Consider the following 22803-nt stretch of genomic DNA (forward strand, 5'->3'; position numbering starts at 1 on the left):
ATTGACTCTTCACTGATCCTCACGGAGGACTGATGGCCCGCGTGGACCAATCCGCCGGACGCCGCGCGCGCGACCCGCGTACGGCGTACCGGCTGGCCGCCTCGTTGGCGGTCGCGCTGACGGTCGCCGCGATGCCGGGGTGGGCCACCGCTGCCCCGGTCCTCGACCGCGTCGCCGTCGCGACCACCGAGCCGACCGAGCCCGGTGAAGGTGCGACCGAGCCGGGCGGGGAGACGCCGACCGGCGACCCGACCTCGACCGGCCCGGTGCCGACCAGCCCGCCGCCCACGACGGCGGAGCCGACGTCGACCGCCCCGACCGGCGACCCCGCGCCGACCACCACCCGGCCACCGGATCCCGCCCCGGCCACCACCGCGCCGACCACGGCCGCCCCGACGACCGCGGCTCCGCCACCCCCGCCCCCGCCGGTCAAGCCCACCCCGCCGGGCGAGGCCGCGCCGCTCGGCGTGACCGTCAGCACCGGCGACGTCGTTCTCACGTCCGCGTACTGGAACGCCCGATCCACCGTGACGACCCTCCGGGTCACCATCACCAACACCGGCGGCGTCTCCGAGCGGATCGGCCTCGCGTACACCCTGCCGGCCGGGATCACCGACGCCGGCACGGCGGGCTGTGCCGCCACGGGCGGCGGTGGGCACCAGTGCGGCGCGTGGACCAGCGCGCCGGGCTCCCGGTTCAGCACCGACCTGCGGCTGCGGGTGAGCCGGGACGCCTGGCGGCGGATGCCGCTGAGCGGTTCGGTGCAGGTCACGGCTACCGCGCCGGGTGCCGCGCCGGGTGCCGCGCCGGTGAGCGACAACCAGGGCTTCGCCGTCCTCTTCCCGTCCGGCCCGCCGGCCGCCGGCATCAAGTTGGAGGCGGACGAGGTCGCCTTCGACATGAGCGGCGCGGCGAGTGCACTCCAGGTGCGGCTCGGCAACACCGGTTCGGTGGATGCCAGCGGGCGCGTGGAGGTGGTCCTCCCGGCCGGGGTGACCGTGCCGACGCAGCCGCCCGGCTGCGTCGCCGTCGACCCCACCCGCACGCGGTGCACCGTCGGCATCGTCCGCGCCGGCCGCACGTCCGACCTGCGGCTGCCGGTGACGGCCACGCCTGAGGCCCAGCGGGACGCGCCGCTCGCCGGCGCGGTCGTCGGGGAGCTCGACCCGCGCAGCGGCAAGGCCCGGCAGGTCCGGTTGAGTTTCCGGATCGTCGCCGCCGCGGCCCTGGCCACGCCGGTGGCGTCACCGCCCGGGCCGGAGCATTCCCAGGGCGTCCGGGCCGTCAGCGCGTCGGACGACACCACCGACGGGATGAACTCGGTGCAGCGCACCGCCATGATCCTGATCGCCGTCTCCAGCCTGCTCGTGGTGGCGGCCCTCGCTCTCGCGACCACCTCGCTGCGGCGTCGGATGGCCGAGCCGGTCACCGGTCCGGTGCCGCCCGTCGGGCGGGAGTAGGCGTCGGGGGATGACGACGCAAGGGCCGGCCCCCGGGTGGGGGCCGGCCCTTGTCGTGTGTGGGTCAGGAGGTGGCGTAGCCGCGGGTGGCGATCCAGTCGGCCAGGGCCTCGGTGGTCATCCAGTACGAGGCGGTGTCCGGGTTGGCCGAGTCGGCGATCTTCACCTGCTCGCCGCCGTCGCGGTAGCCCACCACGCTGATGTAGTGGCCGCCCTCGAAGGAGTGCACCCCACCGCCGGTGTCGATGGCGGTACCGGCGATGTTGGCCACCAGCGCCCGACCGTCGTCGACGCTACGGATCACATCGTCACGCAGCTTGTCGGTCTGCTCGGCGTCGGCCTTACGGCCGGAGATCTCGACACTGCGGTAGACATCGCGGCCGGTCTCCTTGTTCAGCACCGGCGTGATGTCGTTGATCGAGTCGGTGCCGGCCTCGGTGGTGCCCATCCGCTCGGCCATGTCGTGCTGATCGATGTCCTTGCCCTGCACCGACAGGGCGTTACGGGCCGCCGCCGGACCGCAGTAGAAGAACGTGTCCTGCGCCTCGTAGCGCACGTCCAGCTCACGCTTCTTCTCACCCTTGCGCTCGGCCTTGCGCTCGACCTGAGCGCCCGGCTTGTCCGCGGCGAGGGCACCGGTGACCGGCCCCGCGACGGCACCACCGGTGAACGCCAGCCCGGCAGCGGTCAGAACAGTGCTCCGCAGAAGGTTGCTACGCATGATGATCAAACCCTTTCGATCGGGGGAAACACGACCGGCGAAAAGGGGGGATGCCGGCACGCGCTCGGGAAAGGTGGACCAGCCCGGCAGGGGGTGCTCGAGGGGGTCCGACAGGATCAACCCGGCCTGCTGCTCGGGCGACCAGGGGATGTAACCAACCCGGACCCCGGACCATTCCGGCCGACCGCCAACGCACCCGGGGGGCGGCTCAGGGATCCCGACCAGGCGCCGGAGCACCCGCGGTCACGGCATGTACAACGACCCGACCCACCCACCCATTCCACGACCAGAGCGCCCCCGACCACCGCGCAAAGGGCCCGAAACCGGACGCAGGCACCAGCCCGCCCAGCCGGAACCGGACGCCGCGCCCAGACCGCGCGGATGTCACCATGGCGCATGACCGGACCGCCGGGTCTTGGGACGGAAACGGCAACCCTGAAGAGGTCAGACGTCGCGCGATCTCCGCGGCACGGCCCGCCACCTGTCCAGGTGGCGGCGTCAGGCACCGCCCGGCGCCGGTGATCTGGATTACGGCGTGCGGGGCAATACGACACCAATCCGGCCGAAAGCACGCCTTTCCCGGTCCCAGTCGGCGGACCTCTCGAGAGGTTGACGAGGTGATCCGACGTAGGCTCTCAAGTGAGAAACGACAGCGGGCCGGACAACCACGACGGTGGGGTACGGCGGTGCGCCGAGGAGGTCACGTGGCCGGGCAGGGCGAGGTCATGATCAGGTTTGGCGGCCCGGGTGACCGCGCCGACCGAAGCGAGGTGCAGGCGTGACCAAGCAGATCCGTCAACTGGACCGGGTGGTCATCCGGTTCGCCGGCGACTCCGGCGACGGCATGCAGCTGACCGGTGACCGGTTCACCTCGGAAACGGCCCAGCTCGGCAACGACATCTCCACGTTGCCCAACTTCCCGGCCGAGATCCGCGCACCCGCCGGCACCCTCCCGGGCGTGTCGAGTTTCCAGGTGCACTTCGCCGACTACGACATCCTGACTCCGGGCGACGCGCCGAACGTGCTGGTGGCGATGAACCCGGCGGCCCTCAAGGCCAACCTTTCCGACCTGCCGCGCGGGGCGGACATCATCGTCAACACCGACGAGTTCACCAAGCGCAACCTGTCCAAGGTCGGCTACCAGACGAGCCCGCTCGATGACGACTCGCTCGCCGGGTACGTGGTCCACCCGGTGGCGCTGACCTCGATGACCGTCGGCGCCCTCGCCGAGCACGAGGTGTCCAAGAAGGACGCCGAGCGCGCCAAGAACATGTTCGCGCTCGGCCTGCTGAGCTGGATGTACTCCCGGCCGTACGAGTCGACGCTGCGCTTCCTGGAGCGCAAGTTCGCGGCTCGGCCGGAGCTCGTCGCGGCCAACGTCGCCGCGTTCAAGGCCGGCTGGAACTTCGGCGAGACCACCGAGGACTTCGCGGTCCGGTACGAGGTCAAGCCGGCGAAGATGCAGCCGGGCACCTACCGGAACATCACCGGCAACATGGCGCTGTCGCTCGGGCTGGTGGCCGCCGGCGTCCGCTCCGGGCTGCCGGTGTTCCTCGGGGCGTACCCGATCACGCCGGCGTCGGACATCCTGCACGAGCTGAGCAAGCACAAGCGGTTCGGCGTGCTGACCATGCAGGCCGAGGACGAGATCGCCGCGGTCGGCGCGGCGCTGGGCGCCTCGTACGGTGGGGCGCTCGGCGTCACCACCACCAGCGGCCCGGGCGTGGCGCTGAAGAGCGAGACGATCTCCCTCGCCGTGGCCCTGGAGCTGCCGCTGCTCATCGTCGACGTGCAGCGGGCCGGGCCGTCGACCGGTATGCCCACCAAGACCGAGCAGGCCGACCTCAACATGGCGCTCTACGGCCGGCACGGTGAGGCCCCGGTCGCGGTGATCGCGCCGAAGTCCCCCGCGGACTGCTTCTACGCGGCGCTGGAGGCGGCCCGGATCGCGCTGACCTACCGCACCCCGGTGATCCTGCTGTCGGACAACTACGTCGCCAACGGCTCCGAGCCGTGGCTGCTGCCCGACGTCGAGGCGCTGCCGGACCTGCGGGTCGAGTTCGCCACGCGACCCAACGGCGAGGACGGCAGCACGTTCCTGCCGTACCTGCGCGACCCGGAGACCCTGGCCCGACCGTGGGCCATCCCCGGCACTCCGGGCCTGGAGCACCGGATCGGCGGCCTGGAGAAGGCCGACCGGACCGGCGACATCTCGTACGACCCGGCGAACCACGACTTCATGGTGCGCACCCGGGCCGCGCGGATCGAGACGATCCCGGTGCCGGACGTCGAGGTCGAGGACCCGGACGGCGACGCCCGGGTGCTCGTGCTCGGCTGGGGCTCGACGTACGGCCCGATCGGTGCGGCCTGCCGGGGTCTGCGCCAGCGGGGTCACTCGATCGCGCAGGCGCACCTGCGCCACCTCGCCCCGATGCCGGCGAACCTCGGCGAGGTGCTGCGCTCCTACGACCGGGTGGTCATCCCCGAGATGAATCTCGGCCAGCTCGCGCACGTGATCCGCGCCAGGTACCTGGTCGACGCGATCGGCTACAACCAGGTGCGCGGCCTGCCGTTCACGGCCAACGAGCTGGAGACGACGCTGGAAGAGGTCCTGAAGAATGTCTGAGCCCGTCGCCCTCAAGCTCACCGCGAAGGACTTCAAGTCCGACCAGGAGGTGCGCTGGTGCCCCGGCTGCGGTGACTACGCGATCCTCGCGGCCGTGCAGGGCTTCATGCCGGAGCTGAACATCCCCCGCGAGCGGATCGTCTTCGTCTCCGGGATCGGCTGCTCGTCGCGCTTCCCGTACTACATGAACACGTACGGCATGCACTCGATCCACGGCCGCGCGCCGGCGATCGCCACCGGCCTGTCCGCGACGCGTCCCGACCTGTCGGTCTGGGTGGTGACCGGGGACGGCGACGCGCTGTCGATCGGCGGCAACCACCTGATCCACGCCCTGCGCCGCAACGTCAACCTCAAGATCCTGCTGTTCAACAACCGGATCTACGGCCTGACGAAGGGGCAGTACTCGCCGACGTCCGAGGTCGGCAAGATCACCAAGTCGACGCCGGTCGGCTCGGCCGATGCCCCGTTCAACCCGCTCTCGCTGGCGCTCGGCGCGGAGGCGACCTTCGTCGCCCGCACGATCGACTCCGACCGCAAGCACCTCCAGTCGGTGCTGCGGGCCGCCGCCGAGCACCAGGGCTCCGCGTTCGTGGAGATCTACCAGAACTGCAACATCTTCAACGACGGCGCCTTCGACCAGCTCAAGGAGCCGGCCACCCGGGACGACTACCTGATCCGGCTGGAGCACGGCCAGCCGATCACGTTCGGCAAGGACGGGCAGTTCTGCGTCGTCCACCCGCCCGGCGGCTTCGGCCTCGAGGTGCGCGAGACGGCGGCCACCCCGGCCGAGGAGATCGTGGTGCACGACGCCACGGTCACCGACCCGGCGTACGCGTTCGCGCTGTCCCGGCTGCCCGGCCTGGACCTGCGGAACACCCCGATCGGCGTGTTCCGCTCGGTCGGGCGCCCGTCGTACGACAGCGTGGTGCAGGGCCAGCTCGACGCCGCGCGGGCGAAGGTCACCGAGACGCCGGAGCAGCAGCTCGCCGGCCTCCTGGGCAGCGGCGACACCTGGACGATCGTCTGACGCGTACGCACTGACACGCGGAAGGGCGGGCCGTTCCGGGGGAACGGCCCGCCCTCTCGTGACCGGCGCGTCAGGCCGCGGCCGAGGCGGACGCCCACAGCTCGTCGATGGCACGCTCGGCCGCCGCGAGGCTCTGCTCGTGCAGCGGGATCAGCTCGGCCATGGCCGGCATCTGCGGGGCGAGCGTGAGCTCGGCGGCGATGAACCGCGGCTCCAGGCCGGTGCGCGAGATGCCGTGCGGCAGCCAGGGCTCGGCGTGGTCCCAGCCCTCCCGCGGGGTACCCGCGCCGTAGCCGCCGCCACGGGTGGTCAGCACGATGAACTCGCGGTCACCGAGCAGGCCGGTGCCGGTGGCCGGGTCGAACGCCAGGCCGGGCGCGATGAGGTGGTCGACCCAGGTCTTCACGCTGCTCGGCGCGCCGTAGTTGTAGAGCGGGAGGCCGAGCAGGACGGTGTGCGCCCGCTTCACCTCGCTGACCAGTTCCTCGGTCAGCTCCCAGGACTTGCGTTGCTCCGGCGTGTGCTGGTCCGCCGGCACCATCCGGGCCATGCCGCCCGCCTCGTCGAGGTGCGGCAGCGGCTCCTTACCGAGGTCGCGGTAGGTGACCGTGCCGTCCGGGTGGGCGGCACGCCAGGCGGCGACGGCGCGGGCGGTGAGCCGCCGGCTGACGGAGTGCTCACCCCGGATGCTGGAGTCGATGTGCAGCAGGTGCGGCATTGCTTATCCTCCACAGATGGTTTGTGTAACGCAAACCATTTATAGCAGAGGGATGTTCGGTGACCCGGGTAAACTCGGTCACATGCCAGGGACAGCATTCGACCAGTCGAAGCACCGGTGTGGTGCGCTGCTCGAGCACCTGGCCCGGCGGATGCGGCTCCGGTCGGAGTCGGTGCTGGCCCCGCTCGGCCTGCGGCCGCGCCACCTGGTGGCCCTCACCGTGCTCCGGGACAGCGGCGGCAGCACGCAGCAGGCCCTCGCCGGCACCCTGGAGATGGACGGCACGAACCTCGTCGGGCTGCTCAACGAACTGGAGGCGGTCGGCCTGGTCGAGCGGCGACGCTGTCTCGACGACCGACGCCGGCACGCCGTGGTATTGACCCCGACCGGCGCGGAACGCCTCGGCGAGGCGGAATGCGCCCTGGCCACGGCGGAGGCCGAGGTGCTGAGCGGGCTGGCGCCGGCCGAGCGGGAGACGCTCTACGACCTGCTCAAGCGCGCCACCGGGGCAGCCGGCACCTGCGCCGACGCACTCAAGGACGACGCCGACCGCTGAGTCACGGGACCGGCGTGGCCGACGTCGGGCGGTCGTCGCGGACGTGCACCAGCATGTCACCGGTCTCGATCACCGCGCCCGCCCGATCGGCCAGGGTGACCACCTTGCCCCGCCGGACCAGGGCGATGACCAGGGTGTCCAGCTCGCGCGGAGACTTGCCGACCTCGTGCCGTTCGGCCGACCGCATCGCGAGCGCCATGCCCTGGCCCGGCGTGAGCAGGTCCTCCACGACGTCGATCAGCGGCGGCGCCGACGTGGACAGGCCCAGCAGGCGCCCGGCGGTCGCCGACGACACGATCACGTGGTGCGCGCCGCTCTGCTTCAGCAGCGGGGCGTTCTCCGCCTCCCGGGCGGCCGCGATGATCCGTACCTGGCCGGCGGTCAACTGCCGGACGGTCAGCGCCACCAGGACCGACGCGTCGTCGCTGTCGGTCGCGATGATCACCGCCTTGGCCGTACGGACGTGCGCCTCGTTCAGGGTCGCCGAGCGGGTCGCCGACCCCTCGATCGCCACCAGGCCGGCCGCCGTGGCCTGCCGGAGCGCGCCACCGCTGCGCTCGACCACGACGATCCGGGACTTGTCGAACCCGTTCTCCAGCAGCGCGGAGACCGCGCTGCGGCCCTTGGTGCCGTAGCCGCAGATGATGACGTGGTCCTTCACGGTTCTCCTCCACCGCGACAGGCGACGGCCGGTCCGGTACTGCTCGGTCAGGACTTCCAGGGTGGTGCCGACCAGGATGATCAGGAAGATCACCCGGGCGGGGGTGATGTAGAGGACGTTGACCAGCCGGGCGGACGGGCTGACCGGGGTGATGTCGCCGTACCCGGTGGTGGAGAGGGAGACCACCACGTAGTAGAAGCAGTCGAGGAGGGTCAGACCGTCCTCGTTGACGTCCCGGTACCCGTCCCGGTCGAACCAGACAACCGCGACGGTGGTGAGGATGAGCCCCAGGGCACCGGCCAGCCGCAGGCTCAGCGCGCTCAGCGGATCGCGCCGTTGCGCGGGAAAATGGATCACCGTTCGCCCTGCCCGGACTCCGCTGTCGCCTGCACGCCCACAACATATCGGGTGAGCGGTGATCCGCACGCCGGGGCGGTGGGACGCCGTGACGGCGGCCGGCCGGGCATGATGGGAGTGTCCCCGGACGACGACCGCGAGAGCGAGGCGGAGCATGTCCTTGCTGCGACGAGTGATCGGCGGCGTGCTGCGCCGGCTGCGCCAGCGGCAGGGCCGCACGCTGCGCGACGTGGCCCAGGCCGCCGGGGTCTCGATGCCGTACCTGTCGGAGATCGAGCGCGGGCGCAAGGAGGCGTCGTCCGAGGTGCTCGCGGCGATCTGCCGGGCGCTGGGCATCCGCCTGTCCGACCTGCTGGAGGAGGCCCGCGACGATCTGCGTCGCGTGGAACGGCACGAGCCGGTGGGGTCCGCGCCGGCCCGCTTCGACCGGGTGCCGCTCTCGCGGGCCGAGTCCGCCGGCCCGCGCGTGCGGATCGGTTTCCACGCCGACGGCCCGACGGCGTACGCGGCCCGTCCGGTGACGGCCGGTGGCGTGAGCCTCCCCCTCCCGGCGAGGGCGCCCGAGCGGCTGCTCCACGTCGCCGGCACCCCGGGAACGATCGGATCCGACCGCACCGGCGGTCCGGCGGGCTGGGCCGGCACCCCGCTCACCGCGTCCGGGCTGCGGGTCCGGTTGATCCCCTCCGCGCCGGCCGGTCGCCCCGGTGCGCGTACCGCCAGGATCCTGGCGCGACGGCGGGCCCGCACGGGCCGGCGCCGGCTCTCCGCGCGATAACGCCGGCGCCGACGTCCGGGCGCGGCCGGGCAACGACCGGCCGCTTCTGCCCTGAGCCGATCTGCCGCCGGCAGAAACGCTCGGAGCCCGACCACCGGCCCGCGCAGGCTGGAAGCGCCGGTCCCCCGGGCGGTGCGGTCGCCCGCCGGCACGGTGGAGGTCGCACGTGATGATCAGGATGTTGGACGACGGGCAGCGGGGTTTCGGCGACCAGGTGTTCGAGCGGCTGCTGAAGGAACGGATCGTCTTCCTCGGCACCGAGGTGACCGACGAGTCGGCCAACCGCATCTGCGCGCAGATCCTGCTGTTGGCCGCCGAGGACCCGGACCGGGACATCAACCTCTACATCAACTCGCCGGGCGGCTCGGTGAGCGCGGGAATGGCGGTGTACGACACGATGCGGTTCGTCCGCAACGATGTGGCCACGCTGGCGCTGGGCATGGCCGGCTCGATGGGCCAGTTCCTGCTCTGCGCGGGGACGGCGGGCAAGCGGTACGCGCTGCCGCACGCGCGGATCATGATGCACCAGCCATCCGGTGGCATGGGCGGCACCGCGGCCGACATCACCATCCAGGCGCAGAACATGCTGCACGTGAAGCGGACCATGCAGGAGCTGATCGCCCGGCACAGCGGGCACAGCGTGGACGAGATCCAGCAGGACTGGGACCGGGACCGGTGGTTCACCGCCGACCAGGCCCGCGAGTACGGCCTCGTCGACCACGTGATCAGCCGGGCCGCGCAGCTCACGTCGGGCTGAGCCGCGGCGGTCCGAACTGGACGCGCGGCGGGCGGCCGGCGATGGTCCCGTCGGCCGCCCGCCGCGTCCCTGTGTCCAAGAGCTGGACCAGCGCGTGCGCCGACCCCTCCGCAGCGTGCGTACCGACGTCGGACGCGCCCCCTCGATCGCGTCCGACCTCCGCACCTGTGACGGTCTCCGGCAATATGTGCCGCGCCGTCGTTACGTCGGAGCCTATTCCCGCCGCACGGGACTCCGCGCGGCGAGCGCGCGCAGCGCCTTTCGAAGCAAATTCGTTACATCCTTGCCCCCGGCAACCGACGCGCGCCGTAGCGGGCGTAAGGAAGGGCCCCTTGTTAACGCCTCGCGTTGTACAAGGGACCCCTCTTAACAACACCATCGTCCTACCGCGACCCGGTCAGGACCACCTTGCCGAGCGCGCGGCGTCCCTCCAGGTCGGCGTGCGCCCGGGCCGCGTCGGCCAGGGGGTACGTCGTGACCAGCGGCCGCCACCAGCCACGACCGGTCAGCTCCAGCGATCGGGCGGCGAGGCCCGGGATACCGCCCGGCAGGGCGCGCATCCGCTGCCCGAGCCACCCGACGGTGAGGCCGCGCCCGATCAGGTCGGCGGTCTCCACCCGCGTCGCCTCACCGGCCGACCAGCCGAACATCATGAACCGGCCGCCCGGGTCCAGCAGTTCGAGGGCGCTCCGACCGACCGGGCCGCCGACCCCGTCGTACACCAGGGTCACGCCGCCGAACCGCTCGCGTACCCGGTCCGCCCAGTCCGGGCGCCCGTAGTCCACCACGAGGTGCGCGCCGAGGCCGTCCAGCGCCGCCGTACGCTCCGCGCCCCGCGCGGCCGCCACCACCGTCGCCCCGGCGTGCCGCGCGGCCTGCGCCAGCAGCCACCCGACACCGCCGGCGGCCGACGGAACGAGGACCACGTCGCCCGCCGCCGGCCGTTCCAGCTCGACGATGCCGAGGGCGGTGCGGCCCGTGCCGACCGCGGCCACCGCCTCGGCGAAGCTCAGCCCCTCGGGTACGGGGAACAGCGCCCCCACAGCGGTCACCGCCTGCTCGGCGTACCCGCCGGGGACCATGCCGAGGTGGGCCACGACCCGCCGGCCCGACCAGTCGTCGTCGACGCCGGGCCCGAGGGCGTCGACGATCCCGGCGACCTCACGGCCCGGGACGGTGGGCAGCTCGGGCAGCGGAAGCGGGCCGCCGGCCTCGCCGCGCCGCAGCGCGGTGTCGAGCAGGTGTACGCCGCTCGCCTCGACGGCGATGCGCACCTCGCCCGGGCCGGGTGTGAGGTCAGGCAGCTCGTCCAGGACGAGGTTCCCGGCGGGACCGAATTCGTGGAGCCGGATCGCGTGCATGATCCGATCCGACAACCTCAACCACAGTTGAGGTCAAGGGGGTCCCGCGGTCAGCCACCTCACGCTGACCGCCCGGCCGGCGAGCAGCCGGGTGCTTCACTGTCCCACATGAGGTGGCGAAGGAGCCGGCCGGTCGTGGCGGTCGTGGCGGTCGTGGCGGTCGTCGCGGCGCTCGCCGGATGGCGCTGGTGGCACAACCGCCCACCGTACGGCCCGGAAGCACTGGCCCTGCGATCGTCACTGACGTTCGTCACGTACCAGGAGGCCCAAGCGGCGCTCGGCGCACAGGTCCACGCACCGGCGGCCAACGACGGGGACCAGCTGGTGCTCGGACGGGTCTCCTGGCAGGCGCCGCCGAAGCCGCTCGACGGCGGCTGGTTCGCGATCTTCCTCATCGACAAGCGGAACGACCGCCGCCCCGGGGTGTTCGGCCTGTCCGCGCCTCGGCCGCAGGCGCTCAGCATCGGCAGCCACGGCGCCGAGAACCGGATCCCGGAGCGCTACCCCTGGCTACGCGGGGCTGGCGATGTCCCGGTCGGAGACGGCACATGGCGTGGCAGCGGCAACCGGGTGGGCGTGTTCGACGAGGCCGCGTCGCCCCTGACGTTCGTCGCGCGGTTCCCGCATCTGGAGGCGCCGGACCAGGAGACGCTTGTGGCCACTGCTCCGGTGGCGATGTCGGACCTCCTGCTGGCCCTGGCCTACCTGGGGCCCGACGGGCAGGTGTACTGGGCGCAGCGCCTGTCCGGCTGACCAACGGTGATCGACGATCCGCTGCTGCGCGGGTCCGGCGACCTGAGGCTGATCTCCGGCTGGTCGCTGGCGGCCTCTCAACGCTGACCGTCGTTGACTCTCGGCTCCCACGCCGACGGGACGGCCTCCGCGAGCGGCTCCGGCTGTACGGATGGCTGGCGAATCGGCCAAGGGCGAGACTCCGGGCATCTAGTCTCGAGACTGTGGCCGAGGAGAACGCGGAGCTGTTGGCGATCTTCCGGGACGCCATCAGACGGGTCCGTGAAGGTGCCGTGCGGCATGGTGACGAGGAACTGCACCAGGCGGCACAAGACATCAGCCGGACAGTGTGCGCGGTGAGACGCGGTCGCGGGCAGCCTTGCCTGGAAGCGGCGGAGATGCTTGATTGTCCGGTCTGCGGCAGCCACCCCGGACAGAACTGCATCTCCGTGCCCGGGCACCCGCTGGGCGATCGAACGTTTCACCCGGAGCGGGAACACATGACCGAGGAACTGTAGCGGATCCCATCACCCTACCGACGCACCGGCTGGTCGCCGTGGAGGTGCTCACCCCCGGCGGGAACTGGTCTGCACTTGATCATTTCGCACACGCTTTGCCGTGACGCACCATGGTCGCGTGTCATGGCATCGCCGGACCAACGGGCCGACGCGGCGTGACCCGCGGCTCGATCCCTTCCGGGAGCGTGCGGCGCGTCTGGTTCGCAACGGTGAGCCGGTCGCGACGCTGTACCTGCGCGTGGAGACGTGTTGGTGGCAGCCAGGCGGGCGTCTGTGGTGGCGGACCTGGTCCGAAGCGAAAGAGCAGGTCCACGGTTTCGTGCTGATGCAGGCCGGCGTGTTCGACGACTTCATCGTCGACGTTGACGACCTCGACGACGAGCTGCCCGACTGGGCCGACAACAGGTTCCACTATCGCGGCGAAGCCTTGACCGCACAGTGGCTCGACGACCGCTCATCCCGAACCGTCCGGATCGATGTGTTCGGCCTCGACGAGGATGGGGAGTAGACCGCCCACTACCCTCGACCACTTTGACCAGGGGCTCAGGGCCTAGCTTTGCAGCAAGCGAAGGTGAGGGGCGCACATGGGCGAGGAGAATGCGGCACCGATGGATGTCGTCGAGCGTCTGACGACCAGGCGGCGAGGGTTGTTCCGGAAGGTGGTGACCGGCGACACCGTGGGCCTCGGCGAGCGGGATACGGTCGTACGGTGGCTGCGCGAACTCCATGACGAGCGAAACCAAACGGTGATCATCCATCGGCCTTGGGGATCGATCTGCGTGGTCGCCGAGGGACGTGCCCCGACTGACATCATGATGAGCGACGGTGACCGGATGTGGTACGCGGCCCGCCCGGGAAGCAGCCTCCCGCAGAAGCATCCCCAGCTAACCCCGGACCAGGTGGAACACGTCATGCTCGATGCCCTGACCTCAGACACCTGGCCTCGGTGGCCAGAGTGGCGGGAATTGTGATTGCCCGATGGGCACCTCGCTCGCCCCTGCCACCCCGTCTGCCATCGGCTCTCCTCGTGGGAGCGGGCCGCCGCCCGGCCGCCATGTCAATCGAACCTTGACGTAGGTTCGGACGCTGGTGGGTCGGGCGACCGCAACGCCAGCTCGCCGAGGCGGCCGGCGTGCGCTCCGCTACATCGCGCGGACCTGTGGCCGCGCGGCCCGGCCGGCTAGCCGGCCCACCAGATCACTTGTGAACTACGAGTCCGACCGAGGCGGCCGGGTGATGGGCCGAGGGGAGCCACCCGCAAGCCGGGAATTCCTCCGCCACCGGTAGTGGCGCCACGCCGCGACTGCAGCGGCCACGGCAACGAGCAGCGCGGCGGTGCCCTTCCAGGCACGCTCGAACCACGGTCGGTCGTCGCCGAACGCCGCCTCACCAGCCATCAGCAGCCATACCCCCAACCACGCCCACTGCCAGCCGCGTGGCCGGGAGAATTTGTCGGGCGGGTCGGAGACCGCGATGGATACGGCGGTTGCGGCGCAGCAGACGACCAGCAGCGGTTGCCCGATGCGCCAGATGATCTCCCACAGCGACATGTAGCGATCCTGGCACCCCGTTGTACGCATGGCTGTGCGGCGGCCGTCTGAGTTGAGGAAGGTACCGGCACGCCGGACACTCGGACAATGAAGACCGTCAGGGCTGGCACCAGGAGATGCGTAGCAGGGTGCACAACTACGTGAAGCCCCATCAGCCTCGGTTCTCGTCCCACGTGGCGACCCTCGCCCCCGTTCTCTTGTTCCTGTCGCTGTTCTCCCTGTCCGGGTTCCTCGGCCTGCTCCTGTGGCCGGCGATCGGTTGGGCCGGCGTGGTGATTCCGATCCTGCTGGTGGTGCTCGGCTTGACCTCTTGGCGGATCAAGCATCGTGATTGGCGTGGGAGACCAGACCCACAGTCGGCGCGGCAACTGATGCTTGGCGGATCAATGGGGTTGATCCTCTAGGCACTGGCACTTGGGACAGTGATGGCAATCGGCAGCGGCTTCAGCCCACTACCCGTGCTGGCGCTCCTGGGAGTGAGCTTGGCGCTGATGTTCTGCGCCGGCCCTCTGCAACGTGCAGCGTCAGATTGATCTGGAAGCGCATTACCAGGGCGACGGCGGGCTGCGAATCGGGGAAGCGCTGGCGATCGTCGTCCAACTGCTCCGCGAGCATCTGGCGACGCTGCCCGAGGGGCCTGGCGCGATCAAGGCTCTGACCTGGTGCCCCCGGCAGGATTCGAACCTGCGACACACGGTTTAGGAAACCGATGCTCTATCCCCTGAGCTACGAGGGCGCGAGGGCCTAGTCTAGCGACCTGGGGGTTCACCTGGGGTGGCAGGGAGTGGCCCACGTTCACCCACGTCATCCGGACCCGTGTTCGCCCAGCCCAGGACCACACCCGGAGTCACATGGAGACTCCTACCGTTAGCCAAGCAATCGGCGAAACACACGCAGCCATACCCACCGCCTCCCGGGCATCAGGGTCTACGGCTGTCGGTGCCGCACCCGTTCAACCCAGCCCGCCCGCGAGGTGAGAGATGACGGGGCGCTGGCACCATGATCAGCCAACTCTCTCTGTCGGTGACGCCCATGATGATGATCATCTCGCGGCGGACTTCCGTATTTGTTCTCGGCAGCGGCGGCGTTCCGCCTGACCGGGTCCTGCCTGGCGGAACACCTGGTGCGCGTTGCCGTCAGCGCCGGACGATGTCGAGAAGGTCCAGGTTGAGCAAGTAGTCGCCGTCGCCCTCGAAGGTGAGGGTGAGACGCGTCGTGGACGGTTTCGTCGCGGCAGCGCCGTTTCCGACGTTCCCTCGACGAAACCTGAGCCGGTGACGCGGAGTGTCCCCTGTCGATCGGCGCTTCCGCCGATCAGCGGAAGCCCAAGTAGTCACAAGGAGACCCGACGATGCCACGACGATCCTGGCGTCAGCTGGCACTTGCCGGCCTGGTAGTGGCTGCGGGTGGTGGGGCGTGGGCGGTGGCCCCGACCGCCTCCGCCGACGACGCCCCCCGCATCACGCAGCTCGCCGGTGTCACCGAGGGCGCCACGCTGAGCGGCACGGCCCGGATCGAGGCGCGCACCAGCGGCACGGTCGACCGGGTGGAGTTCTCGCTTTCGGGCGCGAGCACGGCGACCTGGACCGAGCGACAGACGCCCTACTACTTCCTGGGCAACAACGGCACGACCGCGCCGGGCTGGAACGCGGCTTCCGCGCCGGACGGCGCGTACGCGCTGGCGGTGCGGGCGATCGGCCCCGGCGGCACCTCCCAGCAGACGGTACGGTTCACGGTCGGCCAGCAGGCCGGCGAGCCGGCGCCGACGCCGACGACCGGCGGCAACGCGAGTACGGCGAACCCGTCGGTCAGCAACGGGGTGGCGACGTTCACCGCGAACAAGACCATCGGCAAGCTCTCTGTACCGGACTCGTGGACGGAGATCGTGATCGGCGCGGGGGTGACCCTGAAGGGCAACTTCTTCATCCCCGCCAACCGCAGGAAGGCGTTGACGATCACCGGCCGGAACAAGCAGACGTCCCAGTTGACCGGTGACGGCCCGCACGCCAAGGACTACGCCCGGGCCGGCGTGACGACCGAAGCGAAGATCAAGCTGACCCTGCGCAACTACACCTCGGTGAACCCGCGCTTCTACCACATGTGGGCCAAGAACGCGCAGGTGGTCATGTCCGGCATGCGCTACATCGACAACCGCGACGTGGGCAGCAACAACTCCGACGGCTTCAGCGGCGGCGACGACTCGCTGATCGAGAACACCCTTATCGACACCTGGGACGACTCCGCCAAGCTCTACACCGGCGACCTCACCATCCGGGACACCACGATCGTGCACAACCGCAACGGCGCGCCGATCCAGATGGCCTGGGGCGACTACGGGCAGGGCACCGCGAGCCTGGACGGGCTGACCGTCATCTCCAACTCACCCAACGGCTACAACCAGGGCGTCTTCTCCTGGGCCGGCGGCACGAAGGCCGACACCCGGACGATCAGGATCGTCGGTGCGGGATTCGTCCGCAAGGTCAATCCGGGCATGGTCGAGGCGCCGCTCTACGCGTTCAAGGACGGTGTGAAGAACAAGACCATCCGTGTCGAGGGCGGCGACTGCTCGGTGGTGCGCAGCACCTCCGCCAACACGTTCCAGGGTGCCAACACCTCCGGCAACAAGGTTGTCGTCACCGGCTGCAGGTGACGGCATGTCTGTGGCGGAGCCGGGGCACCCGGCCGGCTCCGCCACGGAAGCACCGGAGCACGAGTTCTCCGCCGCCGTCAAGATCGAGCTGATCGTCGGATCGGCCACGCGGGGAGAGGTGGCCCTGCCGCAAGAACGCACCGGCACTTCGAAGATGAGACGACGGCGACCCGTCCGGGCACCTGGTTCAGTGCCCAGACGGGTCGCCGCGAACCCGCGGCCGTCTGCCCGTCGTTGCGGATGGTCATCGACGCCTGCAACCCGCCCGGCCACCGCTGGTCCACGGTCACCGACGCGGAACACTTCCCGTCGGTACCCGGGCCGCTGCCACCGTCGTCGCCGAAGACCACGTCGAAGCAGTTGAAGAAGGCCTCCGGACTGTCCGAGCGTTGCCAGATGGAGTAGATGACATGTCGCCCCGTCTTGTTGGCGGGCAGGACGGCGTCCCACTGGTACGCGCCGTTGACGATCGAGGGGTTGGTCACCGTGGAGAAGGGGGCGGGCGCCAGGTCCGACCAGGCGAGGGGCTTGGTCGGGTCGTAGCCGTCCTTCGTGACGTACACCTCCTCCCGCCGGATGCGATCCACTGTCCGTTCCACACCGAGATCGCGGTCCCGGCCGGGTTGGTCCAGGTGACCCGCCAACTGTCGGTCGCGGTGGTGCCGGTGTTCTTCACGCGTCGAGCGCAGCCGTCACGGGATGCGGTCAGGCAGGGTCGTCAGTCGGGAACCCGGTCGTGCAGCACGTCGACGTAGAAGGCTCGCTGGTCGCCACGGATGGAGAACCGTGCCTGCTCGATCCAGCCGAACTGTTCCAGGGTGCGGCGCATCGGCTCCAGCAGCTTGGTCTTCTCGCAGCTGTCGTCCGGGGCAAGGATGCCGTCGAGGTCGGTGAAGTCCGCCCGCGCGTTCGTCCCGTCCAGCTTGAGATAGCGGAAGCGGTGGGCGTCGCCGTCGAAGGCGCTGGTCAGGCCGGCCGCGCGATCGGCCGGGGTGGGGCCGTCGAGCAGCGCCCGCAGGGCCTCCTTGGCGACGCTGCGGGCCGGGACCTCCCGGGTCACCGTGACGACCTCCGGGCAGCGCTGGCCGGCCTGCTCACGCAGCAGGAACAGCTTGACCCGGCGGGTGCCGGTGGTCGGCTCGGTCGCCGGTTGGATCGGGCCGCCGGTCTCCGTCGCCTGGGCGCTCGCCGTCGCGGTGGACGGGACATCGGACGGGCGGGGCGGCGTGGCCGACGATGCGGGCGCCGGGATGGTGGGAGCCGTCGGCACGGGAGCGGCGACCTGTGGCTCACCGGCTGGTGTGACCACCACGGCCGTGACGACGGGTACGGCCACCATCGCCGCGGCGATCAGGCCGGCTGCGGCGACGGAGCGGACGCGGCGACGGCGTGCACGGTGGCGCAGGTCGCCCAGATCCGGCGGATGTGCGGTGTCGGCGGCGGTCCCGGCTATCCGGCGCAGCGCGTCACGCGTCGCCTCCGCGTCCGGAATTCCGTCAGTCACCGTCATCTCCCCTGGGCGTAGCCGTCGCCACTCTACCGTTTGACGCTGCCACATTATTCACATACGGTGCGATCGTTATTTAAGCGGATGAGTACGACAGCGTCCAGGTCGGATGGTCGCCGCACGGTAAGCGCCCGAATCGGGGATGCGCGCGTTGCGACAGGTGTCGAGAGGTCCGGTGTCGACAGATCGGGAGTTCACCGAGTTCTACCTGGCGACGTACCGTCGGCTGGTGGGCCAGCTGTTCGTGCTGACCGGCAACCGCCACGACGCCGAGGAGCTTGCCCAGGAGGCGTTCTCCCGTGCGCTGCCCCGGTGGGCGAAGATCAGCGGGTACGAGGCGCCGGAGGCGTGGGTCCGCCGGGTCGCCTTCAACCTCGCGTTCTCCCGGCGCCGCAAGGCGCTGCGCGGCGCGGCCGCGCTGCTGCGGCTCGGCAGCGACCGGGTCCACGACGGCGACAGCACTGACGGTGTCGCCGTCGCCGAGGCGCTGCGGGCGGTGCCGGTACGGCACCGGCAGGCGTTGGTGCTGCACTATGTCGTCGACCTTTCCGTGCGGGACGTGGCTGTCGAGCTGGGCGTTCCGGAGAACACCGTCAAGACGTGGCTGCGGCGGGGCAGGCAGCAGTTGCAGGCGGCGCTCCGGGTGGACGAGGCGACCGGGACCGAGGACCTCCTCGCTCACCTTCGCCCCTGAGCGGAGCTGGGTGGGGTGCGGCCTCAGCGCCGCACCCCACCCTGGAAAGGGCATGGCCGTGCCTAGCTCACGGTGAGGCTGTCCACGTCGAAGAGGAAGCCGGGGCCGCCGGTGTAGACCAGGTGCAGCGGCCCGGTTCCGGTGCCCGACAGCGACGTCGAGACGGTCCGGTAGGTCGTCCAGCCGTCGGTGGTGGGCACGTCGACCGTGCCGAGCAGCGGGCCGGTCGCCGAGCCGGCCCGTACCTCGATGGTGCCGCCGGAGGTGCCGGAGGCCACCCTTGCGGAGAACTCGGTCCGGCCGGTCGTGGACACCTGGGCGTAGCCGGCCCAGTCGCCGTCGTGCAGGTAGCCCGCCGTGGCACCGCCCTGCGCCGCGCTGTGGAACGCCAACTGGACGCCGGAGTGCGACGTGTACGACTCACCCTGCACCGTCTCCGCGGAACTTCCACCGCCCCCCGGAGCGGTGAGGAAGGTACGCAGCTTGTTGGCGTTACCGGAGTCGTCGCCGGTGATCAGGTAGTACATCATTCCGGCGTCGGAGACGTCGCCCTTCTTGTTCATGATGTTGTTGACCACGTTGTGCACGTAGCGCAGCCGCTGGTCGGCGTTGTTGGCCATCCAGGCCCACTTCTCCTCGCCGCCGCCGGTGCCCAGACCGGCGTTCTGGTCCGGGATCCGCGTGTACTTGACCTGCGGGAAGTCGCGGCGGACGTCGGCGAGGTTCCACCTGTTGTCGTCGTCGTCGTGCTTGTTGTTCCAGTCCGAGTGCGAGATCAGCGTGACGTGCTGACGCGCGGCGGTGTTCGAGCCCTGCAACGCCCGGTACACGACACCCATCGGGCCGGCACCGACGAGGCAGAGGGTGTTGGTGGCGGTGGAGGCGTTGACGGCCGCGCGGAGGTGGGTTACCGCGGCGTTGAGGTTCGTCTGGCTGTTGCGGAAGATGCCGGCCACGTCGTAGCCGAACTGCCCTGCGACGCCCTCGGTGGCGGTGACCATGTCCCGCTCCCAGCTCGCGGTGGAGCTGCCCAGGTGCGAGTTGTAGTCCCAGTGCACGAGCCGGGACTGCTGGCCCTTCTCGGCGAGCAGCGCCAGCGCCATGGCGGACGCGCCGATGTCGTCGCGGTCGTGGTAGTTGCCGTCCGAGCTCCAGGCGATCCGCTGACAGCCGAAGTCGAGGGCGGGCGGGGCGGCCTGCGCGGGCTGCCCGGTCAGTGCGACCGTGGCGCCGAGCGCGAGGGCGCAGGTCGCAGCGGTGAGGCCGGGACGGGTGATCCGTGACATGGAGGTCCTTCCGGTACGAGGGGTGGTCGCCGCCCGGCCGGGACCGGGTACTGTCGGCCCCGGTCGGGCGGCTCGAAGACAGACACCCCGCCCCGCGGTTGGAGGTTTCGCCGCCACCACGGGTCATCTGCCCCGGCGTCCCGCCTCGGGTCAGCCGTCGCCGCGCCGGCCGCCCTGCGGACGTGAGTCCTCGCATGCCTGCTGGGCGCGTGCCCAGGTGGCGTCGTCGACATCGGCCGGCCGTAGCGCCTCCTGCCCGCCCTGGCGGTTCCCTTCGCCCGGCTGTCCGGAGGGCCTGGCGGTGGGCCGGGTGGTCGGTCGGGCTGTCCGGTCCGCCTGCCCGCTGCGGCCGGGTCGGGCCGAGGGCAGGTCCTCGGGTACGTCGATGCCCTGCTCGCGCAGGCACGCCGCGTACGCGGCCAGCCCACCGGACGCCGGCTGGGTCGGTTCCGACTGCTCGGCCGCCGGCTCGCCGCCGCAGCCGGCAGCGAGTGCGAGCAGGGCGGTGCCGACCGCCACGGTCAGGGCCGGTCGTCGAAGGATGCGGGGCATCTGGCTCTCCTCGGATCTCGGGGTGCGGGCCCACGCCCGCGCGACGGGGTCAGCAGAGACGATCAACCTCCGGCGTCGCTCCGACGGAACTGGGAGTCGCCTCGGAATGCCGGGCTGTGAGGTAACTCCGAGGTGCGGCCGAGCCCCCTGTCAGGAAGTGGGTCGACGATCGGCAGCCATGGGCATCCACCTGCACGTGTGGCGGGCGGTCCGGCGCCGGCCGGCACCCACCGTCGCCGCCACCGCCACGCTGGTCGCGGTCACTGTCGCGGCGGGCGCGTCCGCGTTCTCGGGCGACGCCGACCGGACCGCAGCGCCGGCGGCGACCGTACGGGTGGATCGGGGTGAGGTGACCTCGGCGGTCGCCGCGACCGGCTCGGTACGGCCCGCGGCGAGCCGTGGACTGGCGTTCACCGCGGCCGGCACCGTGACCGAGGTCCGGGTCCGCCCGGGCGCCGACGTCACCGTCGGGCAGGTGCTCGCGGTGCTTGACGACGGCGAGGCCCACGCCGAGGTGACGCGCGCGGAGCAGGCGCTGGCCGACGCGCGCGCCGCGCTCGACGACCTCGAGGTGGAGGAGGAGCCGGACGCTCTCGCGTGCGCCACGTCGCCCGTTTCGGCCGCGCGGGGAGACGGCGCGGGAGGTGCGGCCGGCGGCACCGTCCGGACGACGCCATCGGGCGACACGGGGTCACCCACACCGAGACCCGACCCCGACCAGTCCTCGCCCTCCCCCACACCGTCGGCCACACCGACTCCCACGGGTTCGTCGGCCTCCCCCGCCAAGCCCTCGCCGAGCGGAACCGGGAAGGGGCCGGCGGTCACCGCGACGACCCCGGCGCCGGCAGGCCCGCGAGGCTGCCCGACGGAGCCGGGTGGCTCCGGGCCGGGCGGGAACGCCGTCGGCACCGACCCGCTGCTGCGGGCGCACCAGCAGGTGACCGCCGCGCAGCTGGCCCTGGCCGAGGCGCAGGACCGGCTGGCCGGTACGACCATCACCGCGCCGGTCGCCGGCCGGGTGCTGTCGGTGGCCGGACCGGTGGGCACCCGGGCGGCGGCGGGTGTGCGCTTCGTCGAACTGGCGGTCGTCGACGGGATGCAGGTCACGGCGACCTTCCCGGAAGCCGACGCCGGGCAGATCGCGGTGGGGCAGACCGCCACGGTGACCCCGGCCGGACGGTCCGACACCGAACTGGACGCCGAGGTGGTCCAGCTGGACCCGGTCGGCACCAGCGACGGTCAGGTGGTCCGGTTCGGGGTCCGGCTCGCGCTGGACGACGCTCCGGACGATCTGCTGATCGGTCAGAGCGCCGCCGTGCGGATCCGGATCGCCACCGTCGCGGACGTGCTGCGGGTCCCGGCGGGCGCGGTCGAGTTTCGGCCCGACGGTTCGGGCACCGTACTGCTCGCCGGGGCGGTTGAAACACGCGCCGTCGTGATCGGTGTCCGGGGAGACCAGTTCGTGGAGATCAGGTCCGGCCTCGCCGAGGGCGACCTGCTTCTCGCTGCCGGATGATCTCGCTCAGCTCCGGGACAGGTCGCTCCCAGCTCACTCCGAGGTTCTACGGATAGACCTGGCAACCGTGTCTGATCGCCGGACCCGTGTGCTCGTCGTCGACGACGAGGAGAACATCCGTGCCCTGCTGTCGGCGACGCTGCGGCTGGTCGAGTTCGACGTCCGGGTGGCCGGCGGAGGCCATGAGGCGTTGGCCCTGGCCGAGGAGTTCGATCCGGACCTGGTGGTGCTCGACGTGATGCTGCCCGACCTCGACGGCTTCCAGGTTGCCCGGCGGCTGCGCGGCACGGGAGCCGGGGTGCCGGTGCTGTTCCTCACCGCGCGGGGCACGGTGGAGGACCGCATCTCCGGGTTGACCGTCGGGGCGGACGACTACGTCACCAAGCCGTTCAGCCTGGAGGAGGTGGTGCTGCGGATCCGGGCGATCCTGCGCCGCAGCCGCGCCGACGACGCGCCGGCGCCGGACGGTGTGCTGCGCTACGCGGACCTGGAGCTGGACGAGGACGCCCACGAGGTCCGCCGTGGCGGCCGGATCGTCGAACTGTCGCCGACGGAGTTCAACCTGCTGCGTTACCTGATGGTCAACGCCGGCCGAGTGGTCAGCAAGGCGCAGATCCTCGATCGGGTGTGGAACTACGACTTCGGCGGCGACGGACGGATCGTCGAGTCGTACATCTACTACCTGCGCAAGAAGATCGACATGCAGGCCCCGCCGCTGGTCCACACCGTGCGGGGCGTCGGCTACACGCTACGGGTACCCCGCACCGAGGGCGGGTGAC

The 22803-nt window shown here is 71.2% G+C and carries 24 protein-coding genes, 1 tRNA gene and 1 pseudogene; 15 read left to right on the forward strand and 11 right to left on the reverse strand.

The features are described from left to right. Positions 1-32: 32 nt before the first annotated feature. On the forward strand, positions 33-1460 hold the full coding sequence (locus ACN26Y_RS04580; RefSeq protein WP_422734375.1) for a hypothetical protein: 1428 nt from the start codon (positions 33-35) through the stop codon (positions 1458-1460). Between the two features lie 64 nt (positions 1461-1524). Here the strand turns inward: ACN26Y_RS04580 and ACN26Y_RS04585 are convergent, their stop codons facing one another. Beyond that, positions 1525-2181, reverse strand: a complete 657-nt coding sequence (locus ACN26Y_RS04585; protein ID WP_155329056.1) for a C39 family peptidase — start codon at positions 2179-2181, stop codon at positions 1525-1527. 778 nt (positions 2182-2959) lie between these two features. On the opposite strand from ACN26Y_RS04585, the gene ACN26Y_RS04590 reads away from it, so the two are divergent. Continuing rightward, positions 2960-4807: a 2-oxoacid:acceptor oxidoreductase subunit alpha gene (locus ACN26Y_RS04590; protein WP_155329057.1), complete on the forward strand. Its 1848-nt coding sequence runs from the start codon at positions 2960-2962 to the stop codon at positions 4805-4807. Next, on the forward strand, positions 4800-5834 hold the full coding sequence (locus tag ACN26Y_RS04595; RefSeq protein WP_155329058.1) for a 2-oxoacid:ferredoxin oxidoreductase subunit beta: 1035 nt from the start codon (positions 4800-4802) through the stop codon (positions 5832-5834). The genes ACN26Y_RS04590 and ACN26Y_RS04595 overlap by 8 nt, the downstream gene beginning before the upstream one ends. Before the next feature lie 70 nt (positions 5835-5904). Here ACN26Y_RS04595 and ACN26Y_RS04600 read toward each other — a convergent pair whose 3' ends face one another. Then, on the reverse strand, positions 5905-6552 hold the full coding sequence (locus tag ACN26Y_RS04600) for an FMN-dependent NADH-azoreductase (RefSeq protein WP_155329059.1): 648 nt from the start codon (positions 6550-6552) through the stop codon (positions 5905-5907). A gap of 82 nt (positions 6553-6634) precedes the next feature. Between ACN26Y_RS04600 and ACN26Y_RS04605 the strand changes: the two genes are divergently transcribed. Beyond that, positions 6635-7108: a MarR family winged helix-turn-helix transcriptional regulator gene (locus tag ACN26Y_RS04605; protein ID WP_155329060.1), complete on the forward strand. Its 474-nt coding sequence runs from the start codon at positions 6635-6637 to the stop codon at positions 7106-7108. A gap of 1 nt (position 7109) precedes the next feature. Here the strand turns inward: ACN26Y_RS04605 and ACN26Y_RS04610 are convergent, their stop codons facing one another. Beyond that, a complete protein-coding gene (locus ACN26Y_RS04610) occupies positions 7110-8126 on the reverse strand; it encodes a potassium channel family protein (protein ID WP_155329061.1) in 1017 nt (338 codons plus the stop codon). Between the two features lie 154 nt (positions 8127-8280). Here ACN26Y_RS04610 and ACN26Y_RS04615 point away from each other — a divergent pair, with 154 nt between their 5' ends. Further along, a complete protein-coding gene (locus tag ACN26Y_RS04615) occupies positions 8281-8901 on the forward strand; it encodes a helix-turn-helix domain-containing protein (protein WP_155329062.1) in 621 nt (206 codons plus the stop codon). A 169-nt stretch (positions 8902-9070) separates the two neighbouring features. Next, positions 9071-9658 carry a ClpP family protease gene (locus ACN26Y_RS04620; RefSeq protein ID WP_422734376.1) on the forward strand — a complete coding sequence of 196 codons (588 nt, stop codon included), beginning with the start codon at positions 9071-9073 and terminating at the stop codon, positions 9656-9658. 383 nt (positions 9659-10041) lie between these two features. Here ACN26Y_RS04620 and ACN26Y_RS04625 read toward each other — a convergent pair whose 3' ends face one another. Then, positions 10042-11019: a zinc-binding dehydrogenase gene (locus ACN26Y_RS04625; protein WP_422734377.1), complete on the reverse strand. Its 978-nt coding sequence runs from the start codon at positions 11017-11019 to the stop codon at positions 10042-10044. 135 nt (positions 11020-11154) lie between these two features. On the opposite strand from ACN26Y_RS04625, the gene ACN26Y_RS04630 reads away from it, so the two are divergent. From ACN26Y_RS04630 to ACN26Y_RS04645, 4 genes are all read left to right on the forward strand, one after another. Further along, complete coding sequence (locus tag ACN26Y_RS04630; protein ID WP_230688871.1) at positions 11155-11772, forward strand: hypothetical protein; 618 nt, start codon at positions 11155-11157, stop codon at positions 11770-11772. A gap of 203 nt (positions 11773-11975) precedes the next feature. Next, on the forward strand, positions 11976-12269 hold the full coding sequence (locus tag ACN26Y_RS04635) for a hypothetical protein (RefSeq protein WP_155329066.1): 294 nt from the start codon (positions 11976-11978) through the stop codon (positions 12267-12269). 118 nt (positions 12270-12387) lie between these two features. After that, positions 12388-12777 (forward strand): hypothetical protein, encoded by a 390-nt coding sequence (locus ACN26Y_RS04640; protein ID WP_155329067.1) that lies wholly within the window; start codon positions 12388-12390, stop codon positions 12775-12777. 76 nt (positions 12778-12853) lie between these two features. Beyond that, positions 12854-13240, forward strand: coding sequence for a hypothetical protein (locus ACN26Y_RS04645; RefSeq protein WP_422734378.1), 387 nt, complete (start codon positions 12854-12856; stop codon positions 13238-13240). A 237-nt stretch (positions 13241-13477) separates the two neighbouring features. On the opposite strand, the gene ACN26Y_RS04650 is transcribed toward ACN26Y_RS04645, so the two are convergent. Beyond that, a complete protein-coding gene (locus tag ACN26Y_RS04650) occupies positions 13478-13819 on the reverse strand; it encodes a hypothetical protein (RefSeq protein WP_155329069.1) in 342 nt (113 codons plus the stop codon). A 128-nt stretch (positions 13820-13947) separates the two neighbouring features. Here ACN26Y_RS04650 and ACN26Y_RS04655 point away from each other — a divergent pair, with 128 nt between their 5' ends. Further along, positions 13948-14223, forward strand: a complete 276-nt coding sequence (locus ACN26Y_RS04655) for a hypothetical protein (RefSeq protein WP_422734379.1) — start codon at positions 13948-13950, stop codon at positions 14221-14223. A gap of 256 nt (positions 14224-14479) precedes the next feature. Here ACN26Y_RS04655 and ACN26Y_RS04660 read toward each other — a convergent pair. Then, positions 14480-14555, reverse strand: a tRNA-Arg gene (locus tag ACN26Y_RS04660). 615 nt (positions 14556-15170) lie between these two features. Here ACN26Y_RS04660 and ACN26Y_RS04665 point away from each other — a divergent pair. Beyond that, entirely contained in the window at positions 15171-16469 is a 1299-nt protein-coding gene (locus ACN26Y_RS04665) for a hypothetical protein (RefSeq protein WP_422734380.1), read from the forward strand. A gap of 77 nt (positions 16470-16546) precedes the next feature. Here ACN26Y_RS04665 and ACN26Y_RS04670 read toward each other — a convergent pair whose 3' ends face one another. From ACN26Y_RS04670 to ACN26Y_RS04680, 3 genes and pseudogenes are all read right to left on the reverse strand, one after another. After that, the gene (locus ACN26Y_RS04670) at positions 16547-17056 is read right to left on the reverse strand and encodes a lytic polysaccharide monooxygenase (RefSeq protein ID WP_422734381.1); all 510 of its coding nucleotides are present in this window, start codon (positions 17054-17056) and stop codon (positions 16547-16549) included. Between the two features lie 32 nt (positions 17057-17088). Further along, a pseudogene (locus ACN26Y_RS04675) lies at positions 17089-17145 on the reverse strand (hypothetical protein); the annotation flags it as partial. Positions 17146-17187: 42 nt separating this feature from the next. After that, positions 17188-17973: a GerMN domain-containing protein gene (locus ACN26Y_RS04680; RefSeq protein ID WP_155329085.1), complete on the reverse strand. Its 786-nt coding sequence runs from the start codon at positions 17971-17973 to the stop codon at positions 17188-17190. A gap of 178 nt (positions 17974-18151) precedes the next feature. On the opposite strand from ACN26Y_RS04680, the gene ACN26Y_RS04685 reads away from it, so the two are divergent. After that, positions 18152-18670: an RNA polymerase sigma factor gene (locus ACN26Y_RS04685; RefSeq protein WP_196255784.1), complete on the forward strand. Its 519-nt coding sequence runs from the start codon at positions 18152-18154 to the stop codon at positions 18668-18670. 62 nt (positions 18671-18732) lie between these two features. Here ACN26Y_RS04685 and ACN26Y_RS04690 read toward each other — a convergent pair whose 3' ends face one another. Then, complete coding sequence (locus ACN26Y_RS04690) at positions 18733-19956, reverse strand: carbohydrate-binding protein (protein WP_422734382.1); 1224 nt, start codon at positions 19954-19956, stop codon at positions 18733-18735. Positions 19957-20106: 150 nt separating this feature from the next. Beyond that, positions 20107-20475 (reverse strand): hypothetical protein, encoded by a 369-nt coding sequence (locus ACN26Y_RS04695; protein ID WP_422734897.1) that lies wholly within the window; start codon positions 20473-20475, stop codon positions 20107-20109. A gap of 211 nt (positions 20476-20686) precedes the next feature. Between ACN26Y_RS04695 and ACN26Y_RS04700 the strand changes: the two genes are divergently transcribed. Both ACN26Y_RS04700 and ACN26Y_RS04705 read left to right on the forward strand, forming a co-directional pair. Beyond that, entirely contained in the window at positions 20687-22024 is a 1338-nt protein-coding gene (locus ACN26Y_RS04700) for an efflux RND transporter periplasmic adaptor subunit (RefSeq protein WP_422734383.1), read from the forward strand. Between the two features lie 67 nt (positions 22025-22091). Continuing rightward, entirely contained in the window at positions 22092-22802 is a 711-nt protein-coding gene (locus ACN26Y_RS04705) for a response regulator transcription factor (RefSeq protein ID WP_370463294.1), read from the forward strand. Position 22803 lies beyond the last annotated feature (1 nt).

It is taken from the genome of Micromonospora sp. WMMD558 (assembly GCF_049315255.1).
GTDB lineage: Bacteria > Actinomycetota > Actinomycetes > Mycobacteriales > Micromonosporaceae > Micromonospora.

What these genes read in the sequence shown, in the direction of transcription:
- ACN26Y_RS04585 (WP_155329056.1), bottom strand. Translation starts at nt 2,181, where the DNA reads ATGCGTAGCAACCTTCTGCGGAGCACTGTTCTGACCGCTGCCGGGCTG.
- ACN26Y_RS04600 (WP_155329059.1), bottom strand. Translation starts at nt 6,552, where the DNA reads ATGCCGCACCTGCTGCACATCGACTCCAGCATCCGGGGTGAGCACTCC.
- ACN26Y_RS04645 (WP_422734378.1), top strand. Translation starts at nt 12,854, where the DNA reads ATGGGCGAGGAGAATGCGGCACCGATGGATGTCGTCGAGCGTCTGACG.
- ACN26Y_RS04665 (WP_422734380.1), top strand. Translation starts at nt 15,171, where the DNA reads ATGCCACGACGATCCTGGCGTCAGCTGGCACTTGCCGGCCTGGTAGTG.
- ACN26Y_RS04615 (WP_155329062.1), top strand. Translation starts at nt 8,281, where the DNA reads ATGTCCTTGCTGCGACGAGTGATCGGCGGCGTGCTGCGCCGGCTGCGC.
- ACN26Y_RS04650 (WP_155329069.1), bottom strand. Translation starts at nt 13,819, where the DNA reads ATGTCGCTGTGGGAGATCATCTGGCGCATCGGGCAACCGCTGCTGGTC.
- ACN26Y_RS04580 (WP_422734375.1), top strand. Translation starts at nt 33, where the DNA reads ATGGCCCGCGTGGACCAATCCGCCGGACGCCGCGCGCGCGACCCGCGT.
- ACN26Y_RS04700 (WP_422734383.1), top strand. Translation starts at nt 20,687, where the DNA reads ATGGGCATCCACCTGCACGTGTGGCGGGCGGTCCGGCGCCGGCCGGCA.
- ACN26Y_RS04690 (WP_422734382.1), bottom strand. Translation starts at nt 19,956, where the DNA reads ATGTCACGGATCACCCGTCCCGGCCTCACCGCTGCGACCTGCGCCCTC.
- ACN26Y_RS04620 (WP_422734376.1), top strand. Translation starts at nt 9,071, where the DNA reads ATGATCAGGATGTTGGACGACGGGCAGCGGGGTTTCGGCGACCAGGTG.
- ACN26Y_RS04625 (WP_422734377.1), bottom strand. Translation starts at nt 11,019, where the DNA reads ATGCACGCGATCCGGCTCCACGAATTCGGTCCCGCCGGGAACCTCGTC.
- ACN26Y_RS04605 (WP_155329060.1), top strand. Translation starts at nt 6,635, where the DNA reads ATGCCAGGGACAGCATTCGACCAGTCGAAGCACCGGTGTGGTGCGCTG.
- ACN26Y_RS04595 (WP_155329058.1), top strand. Translation starts at nt 4,800, where the DNA reads ATGTCTGAGCCCGTCGCCCTCAAGCTCACCGCGAAGGACTTCAAGTCC.